The sequence below is a fragment of the Pelomonas margarita genome, assembly GCF_043555875.1.
Taxonomy (GTDB): domain Bacteria; phylum Pseudomonadota; class Gammaproteobacteria; order Burkholderiales; family Burkholderiaceae_C; genus Pelomonas; species Pelomonas margarita.
Genome location: NZ_JBIGHW010000055.1, coordinates 1 through 918, shown reverse-complemented (window position 1 = coordinate 918; position 918 = coordinate 1). Strand labels below are relative to the sequence as shown.

The 918-nt window shown below is 63.7% G+C and carries 1 protein-coding gene; it reads right to left on the bottom strand.

Annotation, left to right across the window (positions count from 1 at the left end):
* The coding region (locus tag ACG0Z3_RS23200) for an IS5 family transposase (RefSeq protein ID WP_394402421.1) at positions 1–872 on the bottom strand (872 nt) is incomplete at its 3' end.
* Between the last annotated feature and the right edge of the window lie 46 nt (positions 873–918).

Here is a 918-nt window from a genome sequence, read left to right as displayed (position 1 = left end):
ACCACTTGACGATCAAACGTCCTGGCGCTGACCCGTTCCCCCAGGCGTTTGAAGCAGTGCATCTTGGTCTCCACCAGGCTGCGCCGGTGATAGCCGCTCCACTGCTTCCACAAGCGTCTGCCAAATCGCTTGCAGGCGCGCACCGCTTCATTGCGTTGCGCCGATCCCGGGCTCGGCTTGGTCCAGAGGCTGGCGTTCTTGCGCGGCGGGATGATCGCCACGGCCTGGCGAGATGCAATCGCGTCAAGGCAGCTGCGGGTGTCGTACGCCCCGTCTGCGCAGACGCTGTCGATGGGCTCGTCGGCGGGAATCTGCGCCAACAGCTCCGGCAGCATCGGTGCATCGCCGATGGCATTGCTGGTCACCTCGATGGCACGTATCTCCAGGGTCTGGGCGTCGATGCCGAGGTGGACCTTGCGCCACTCGCGCCGGTACTCAGCCCCGTGCTTCTTGCGTTTCCACTCGCCTTCGCCCAGAAACTTGATCCCTGTGCTGTCCACCAGCAAGTTCAGCGGCGATGTGCTGTGCTGGTAGCTGAGCGTGGTTTGCAGCGTCTTCTGTCGCCGGCAGACCGTGCTGAAGTCCGGCACCGGCCAATCCAGCCCGGCCAGCCTCAGCAGGCTGTGCACCATGCCCAGCGTCTGCCGCAAAGGCTGACCGAACAGGCATTTGATGCTCAAGCAAAACTGGATGGCCGTGTCCGAGAACGTCGGGTTACGCCCGCGCTTGCCGCTGGGCGCAGCCCGCCACTGCATGTCCCGATCCAGCCACATCGTCAACGAACCACGCGCCTTCAGCGCCTCGTTGTACGCCTTCCAGTTCGTCGTGCGGTACTTCGTCCGCTTCCTGTTCTTCGCTTCTGCCTCTGTCACGCCGTCAGTCTATGGCTGACGGCGGGGCGATTTGCGCAACAAAGCC